Here is a 6,283-nt window from a genome sequence, read left to right as displayed (position 1 = left end):
CAAAGCGTTTAAGGCGGATTCCCAACGCTTGGCGGCTTTAGTTCAAAGATATGCATCAGTGTTTATGGCATAATGTCTTGAGTGCAGTGGTAGCGTTGCTCACCACTTAACGCGGCGTTATATGAAGTGGTGAAATTTAGGGGTAAAAATCAAACTGGTCTCTCAGGCCATTCGTCCGATTTTTCGGCAATTTAACTATATATTTTCCAAAGTTCTTTTTTCCTCAACCGGTTTGTATCCAAGGTTCGTGTGTTGCCTTATTTGCGTTCATCGTATGTTTGTTGTGAGTCTGGCGTGCTTAAATCGCTGAAAGTATCATTTCATAGAAACCGGTATGCTTTGCTGAACATCCGCTGGTTAAGTTTCGTGTGTTCAAAAGCATCGGTGGGTTATTAAGTCCGTGTACCGTTTTTGTCGAAACTCTGCTGCACAGCTTGTTGGCTAAGGCGGTTTCTTGGGTCACTCCAACATTGCATGTGCTGCTGGTTTGATCGCAGTCTTAGGCTGGGGTTTCGTGATAAATTCGGCTTTGGTGAAAAATTCATATAACAATGCATTTAAGAGGGATTCGCCAACGCTCGGCACTTTCGGTTTGGTTGGGTTCAGTGGTTAAGGCGGTCTGTTTGAGTTCAGTTTAAGTGTTGGCTCACCCCTTAATGCGGCGTTAGCATCTATGGAGGTAATTATGAGTTTATTGCCAGAAAACTGGTTTTCAACTAGCGCTGCAATAGCGCTATTGGTTGGTGTTCTCCCTTTCTTAAAATTTCTCCACGAACTGGTTTCGTCTCACAAACAGATTAAAGTTAGAAATTTGGAGTTGTTATTTCAGGCAATTGAACAAAAAAACAATCTAGCGACAAGACTGGTTGTGGAGCAACAGTTTGTATCTATCTTTAAGTACAATATTGCTTACAATGATATATGTACTTTGCTTTCAAATAGTAACCCGACAAGAGCTATTCATTTATATAAGAACAGCTTGCGTTATTTAGAAAACAGGGAGAATGCGTTCACATTCAAGCCAGAGTTCAAAAGTGAAAGTAGTAAGATCTATGAATACTTTAGTAGACCAATTAAGAACTTTTCCTTGTATATGATGTTTGCTTTACCGGCTGCGTTATTGGGTATTGTTATCCTAAATGTTACGACTAAAGAAAATCTTTTTGATTTGTCATTGGGTTTACCTAATCTGGCGTGGTACTTAATTGTTTGTGCTTTTATAGGATTACTTGCTCGGTTGGCGTATAACAGGATCACAGATACTGAAAGTGTTAAGTTTGCAGACGAGCTTATACTAACGTATGACAGCAATCATGTTAAAACTATAGAGTTAAGCCTTTGGCACAATGCTAACAAGGCATTTAAGAGTGATTCCCAACGCACCGCATTTTCAGTTCTAGGTTGGTTTTCGTGTTTACGGCGCAATAAGTAAAGCAAGAGGTAGCGTTGCTCACACCTTAATGCGGCGTTATGTTTACTTGAAATTCAAAGGCTTAAAGTTCTTAGGCTATAGTTCTTTGTCCCTCTGGCAATTCGTCCCTAGTAGACTCAGCAAATCCGCATTGTCGATCTAATTTCTTGAATCTCTTAGCCCGTAAAACATGGCAATGTTCGCGGGTTGCTTCATTGTCAGGTCGAGCTGGCAAGGTTTAAGTTCCTCTGGCTTAAAGTCGCTTGTAGGTTCTTAGCCAATTAGCATTTCAGCTTGGCAGCTGCCTCGGCAGTTCAGCACTGTTTTACGCTTTGGTTGGAAAGAAAGGGCACTTGTTGGAGCTTAGTCGGGTTGCCTCATTGGGCAGGGAAGTGGGATTACACGTTTCATGTTGGTCGCCTTTGGCGGTCAAGTTGGTTTCAGCCTTGTGGTTTGCTTCAGAAAACTAGTTAGAAATAGCAGTTCTTTCTCATGTAAATCATGTGTTTGTGGTAAAACATAACAAACAATTCAACAGTGATTCGCAACGCTTGGCGCTTTCACTTCGGGTTGAGTTTAGTGTTTACGGCGCAATGTTTAAGTTCAGTGTTTGCGCTGCTCACACGTTAATTGGGCGTTATGTGAATGGAGGTCAAAATGTCTTCTGTACCAAAAAATAAGGATGAATTGGAGTTAGCTATTAACTCAATATTTCCGAAACTCATGGCTGACTACCGTTCAATTCCAGAAAGCAAAGTTCGTAAATCTGGCGTAGATGGAAACGTCAAAGGTACAGTCATTAGCGTTAGTGATACAGTGGCTTACTTGATTGGTTGGGGAAAACTCGTCCTAAAATGGCATCACCTAAGATCTCAAAGCCAGCATGTAGATTTTCCGGAAACTGGTTATAAATGGAATCAATTGGGGTTACTCGCTGAAAGCTTCCACGAAGAGTATCGTGACTGGAAATACGATGATTTACTCACTGAACTTGAGTCTACGGTTAACGAGATACTCTTACTTATCTCAAGTTTAAATAACCATGAGTTGTATGGTGTTGCGTGGTATGAACAATGGACTTTGGGGCGCATGATTCAGTTTAATACATCATCACCTATGAAAAATATGCGTACAAAAGTTCGGCGCTTCAATCGAGAATTCACATAACAAAGCGTTTAAGACAGATTCCCAACGCATGGCGGTTATAGTTCAAAGTTTGGCTTAAGTGTTTATGGCACAATGGTTTAAGTTCAGTGGTGGCGTTGCTCACTACTTAACGCGGCGTTATGCGACAAGCGTACAAGGAAGTATGATGATTACATTTGAGAAACTGGCTAAAGCTCATGAAGCGTCGATTCTAGATATTCAACTATCTGAAAAACATGTGAAATTTGCTTCTACTCCGCAAGCGTTTTTGTCTGACTCAACTCCACATATTGATAAGGTGGTTGTCAGATACAAAGGTGACGTTATCGGCTTTTTTAAGCTTGACCTAAACTATTCAGAACACTTCGACTTTTGCTCAAGTAATGCTCTTGGCTTTAGGACCCTAGCTTTAGATGTTCGTATGCAAGGGAAAGGTTTGGGGACTGAGTGTATGAAACGATTAGCAGCGTATGTAACATCCAACTATGCTATGCGTGATTACATCTATTTGACAGTAAATTGTAAAAATACGGGTGCTAAGGTTTGTTACGAAAAGGCAGGGTTTGAAGATACAGGCAAACTCTATCTCAATGGTCCAGCAGGTCCACAACATATAATGCGTAGAAAAGTCGCATAACAAAGCGTTTAAGACAGATTCCCAACGCTTGGCATTTTCGGTTTGCTTTGAATTTAGTGTTTACGGAACAATGGTTTAGGTTTGGTGGCAAGCGTTGCTCACTACTTAACGCGGCGTTATGTGTAAAATCTAGTTTGAATTTATCAATAAGTTAAAGAGAGGTTGCATTAATGAATGATATTTTGTGCAAAGTTATATATTTTGACCAGCATTTAGTCTTCAAGAAAAGTTTATACGAGAAAGTGTCTCATGACGAACTAAGTGTTGTTTTTAGAACTAATGAAAATGTACTTTGTCATCCGTACATTTATTTTCGTCCCATCAATGTGACTGATGTTTTCAAAGAGTATGAATTTTCAGAGCTAATATTTGAATGTTATGAAGGGCAGGCCAATGTTGTTTCGCAGTCAGTTGAAGAAAACGACGACGAAGTTCATATAGTCACGCGTTATTTTATGCCGCACGATGACGAGTTAGGTAGTTTGCGAGGGAGTAAATTTATATATCAAACAGACGATTACACTTTTGAATATCAGATCGAAAGTTCTCTAGTGCCTCTCGACAGAATATGTACTCCTCTTAACCCATTAGGTTTATCAATTGAAGGTACTCTTAAGTGTTGGGCAACTGAAGAGCCTTTGGATACATATCTTTCTTTATACAGATGAGCATGGTTTTACACATAACAAAGCATTTAAGACGGATTCTCAACGCTTGGTAATTTCAGCTTAGGTCGGCTTTAGTGCTAAATGTGGCAAGGTTTAGGCTTGGGTGGTTGCGTTGTTCACCACTTAATGCGGCGTTATATGAAGTCGTAAAAATTATCTAAAGTCGTTGTTTTCGATCTCTTAGGCTATCTGTTTTTTGGTGTCGGTAATTATAGTTTGTCGGTCTAAGTTCTTGAATCCTTCAACCCGTAAAACATGCCAATTTTCACGGGTTACCTCAATGGCCTTTCGTGAAGGTTCGCTGATATTTCGGTGGGCTTAAAGTGCGGCAAGGCCAAGTTTATGGCTACATCGTATTTGCTGTAATTCCATCAAGTTGAGTTTCCCATGCACAAAAGCTCCCTTTGTTGCTAAAACTCACCACTCATTACTTGTTGAGGCAGGGTTTGTAACATTGCTGGCATCGTAATTTCTTGAACTACGTATGGTTTTGTAGTTTTGGTTTGTCTCATGGCCTCATATTAGGGCGCTTTCGTGGTAAGTTGGCCTTTGGTGCGCAAAGTTCATATAACAAAGCGTTTAAGACAGATTCGCAACGCTCGGCGACTTTGGTTTCAGTGGCTTTTGTGTTTATGGCGCAATGGTTTAGGTTATGTGGTTAGCGTTGCTCACTACTTAACGCGGCGTTATATTCTTGGAGGCTGAATGGCAAAATTGGAGTTACGTCAAAAAGCGAAAGAAACGTTAAGATATCTATTAGACGACTATGGCGAAGTTATATATAGCTCATCAGACACGTTAAAGGAAGGTGATATCTATCTTATGGGATTGAACCCGGGTGGAGATGGCTTTACTTCTATTGGTTCTCATATTGATCAAATGCTTACTAGAACTGACAATTCGTATTTAGATGAGTCTTGGATAAATGGCATTTCTAAATATGAAGCAGGTCAGGCTCCTTTGCAGAAGAGAGTTACCTGGCTGATGGAACAGCTTGGCTATGATGTTCGTGATATATGTGCTACGAATTTAATATTTACAACTTCGAAGTCTTCAAATGAACTTTGTTTTGGCTTGGCTGGAATTTGTTGGGGATTTCACGAAAGTGTTTTGGAAATTGTGAAGCCCAAATTGATAATTACTTTTGGTAATGCTGAAACATCTGCTTCTCCATATTTTTTCTTAAAAAGTTTGCTTAAAGGCAATGAAACTACGATCGCCTCTGGTCATGGTAAATGGGTGTGTAAGAGCTTTAATACTGAGATAAACGGTAGGGAAACCTGTATTGTAGGGCTCCCTCATTTAAGTTATTACAATCCGCAAGGAAAAACAGAAGTAGTTGATTGGCTGAAAGAAAAACTACGAATATAACAAAGCGTTTAAGAGTGATTCGCAACGCTTGGCAGTTTCGCTTCGCTCAAGTATAGCCAAGCGCTGCTCACACCTTAACGCGGCGTTATATGAAGTCGTAAAAATTATCTAAAGTTGTTGTTTTCGAACTCTTAGGCCATCTGTTTTTTGGTGTCGGTAATTTCAGTTTGTCGGTCTAAATTCTTGAATCCCTCAACCCGTAAAACATGCCAATTTTCACGGGTTACCTCAATGGCCTTTCGTGAAGGCTCGCTGAAATTTCGGAGGGCTTAAAGTGTGGCAAGGCCAAGTTTACCGCTACATCGTATTTGCTGAGCTTCCAGTAAGTTGAGTCTATTATGTGCAAAAGCTGATTCTGTCGCTAAAAGTCACCACGCATTACTTGTTGCGGCATGGTTTGTAACATTGTAGGCGACGTAAGTTCTTGAACGACGTATGGTTTTGTAGTTTTGGTTAGTTACGTGGCCTCATTTTAGGGCGCTTTCGTGGTAACTTGGCTCTATTGGGCAATGTTCATATAACAAAGCATTTAAGACGGATTCCCAACGCTCGGCATTTAGGGTTTGCTTTAAATTTAGTGTTTACGGCACAATACTTTAAGTTCAATGGTCTGCGTTGCTCACTACTTAATGCGGCGTTATACGTTCACAGGAGGAACGGTGGTAGTAATATATGGAATCAAAGAGCTTTTGAACCCGATCAAAGCTCAATTATCTGATGTAGTTCAAGCATCTATGACTCAAGTGTTAGGGCTTCCTGAAAGCAAGCGTGCTCATAGAATTATTCCCCTCGATAAGTCTGACTTTTACTACCCAGAGGGTAGAACTGATGCCTATACCGTCATAGAAATAAACATGATGGCAGGGCGTGAAGTCGAAACTAAGAAAGCACTCATTAAAGCTCTTTTTACAAATATCGAAGCTCAACTTGGGATTTCACCAGTCGATATTGAAATTACTATTAAAGAGCAACCACCACATTGTTGGGGCTTTCGTGGTATGACGGGTGACGATGTCACTGACCTAACATACAAAGTTAATGTTTAAGGTA

General features: G+C 40.3%; 6 protein-coding genes. All 6 read left to right on the top strand.

What is annotated here, in order from left to right:
- The first annotated feature begins 685 nt into the window (after positions 1 to 685).
- Positions 686 to 1,432, top strand: a complete 747-nt coding sequence (locus MU515_RS10460; protein ID WP_260260361.1) for a hypothetical protein — start codon at positions 686 to 688, stop codon at positions 1,430 to 1,432.
- A 636-nt stretch (positions 1,433 to 2,068) separates the two neighbouring features.
- Entirely contained in the window at positions 2,069 to 2,578 is a 510-nt protein-coding gene (locus tag MU515_RS10450; protein ID WP_260260359.1) for a ClbS/DfsB family four-helix bundle protein, read from the top strand.
- A 64-nt stretch (positions 2,579 to 2,642) separates the two neighbouring features.
- Positions 2,643 to 3,194 (top strand): GNAT family N-acetyltransferase, encoded by a 552-nt coding sequence (locus MU515_RS10445; RefSeq protein ID WP_260260358.1) that lies wholly within the window; start codon positions 2,643 to 2,645, stop codon positions 3,192 to 3,194.
- A 170-nt stretch (positions 3,195 to 3,364) separates the two neighbouring features.
- A complete protein-coding gene (locus MU515_RS10440) occupies positions 3,365 to 3,862 on the top strand; it encodes a hypothetical protein (RefSeq protein WP_260260357.1) in 498 nt (165 codons plus the stop codon).
- A 705-nt stretch (positions 3,863 to 4,567) separates the two neighbouring features.
- Complete coding sequence (locus MU515_RS10435) at positions 4,568 to 5,233, top strand: uracil-DNA glycosylase family protein (protein WP_260260356.1); 666 nt, start codon at positions 4,568 to 4,570, stop codon at positions 5,231 to 5,233.
- 659 nt (positions 5,234 to 5,892) lie between these two features.
- On the top strand, positions 5,893 to 6,279 hold the full coding sequence (locus MU515_RS10430; protein WP_260260355.1) for a tautomerase family protein: 387 nt from the start codon (positions 5,893 to 5,895) through the stop codon (positions 6,277 to 6,279).
- Positions 6,280 to 6,283: the final 4 nt, after the last annotated feature.

It is taken from the genome of Vibrio intestinalis (assembly GCF_025195085.2).
GTDB classification, from domain to species: Bacteria; Pseudomonadota; Gammaproteobacteria; order Enterobacterales; family Vibrionaceae; genus Vibrio; species Vibrio intestinalis.
The sequence above is the reverse complement of the archived record's forward strand: the minus strand, read 5'-3'. Positions and strand labels throughout refer to the sequence as shown.

Excerpts from the sequence above, each read along its gene's own strand:
- MU515_RS10460 (WP_260260361.1), top strand. The coding sequence starts at position 686 with ATGAGTTTATTGCCAGAAAACTGGTTTTCAACTAGCGCTGCAATAGCG.
- MU515_RS10450 (WP_260260359.1), top strand. The coding sequence starts at position 2,069 with ATGTCTTCTGTACCAAAAAATAAGGATGAATTGGAGTTAGCTATTAAC.
- MU515_RS10445 (WP_260260358.1), top strand. The coding sequence starts at position 2,643 with ATGGCACAATGGTTTAAGTTCAGTGGTGGCGTTGCTCACTACTTAACG.
- MU515_RS10440 (WP_260260357.1), top strand. The coding sequence starts at position 3,365 with ATGAATGATATTTTGTGCAAAGTTATATATTTTGACCAGCATTTAGTC.
- MU515_RS10435 (WP_260260356.1), top strand. The coding sequence starts at position 4,568 with ATGGCAAAATTGGAGTTACGTCAAAAAGCGAAAGAAACGTTAAGATAT.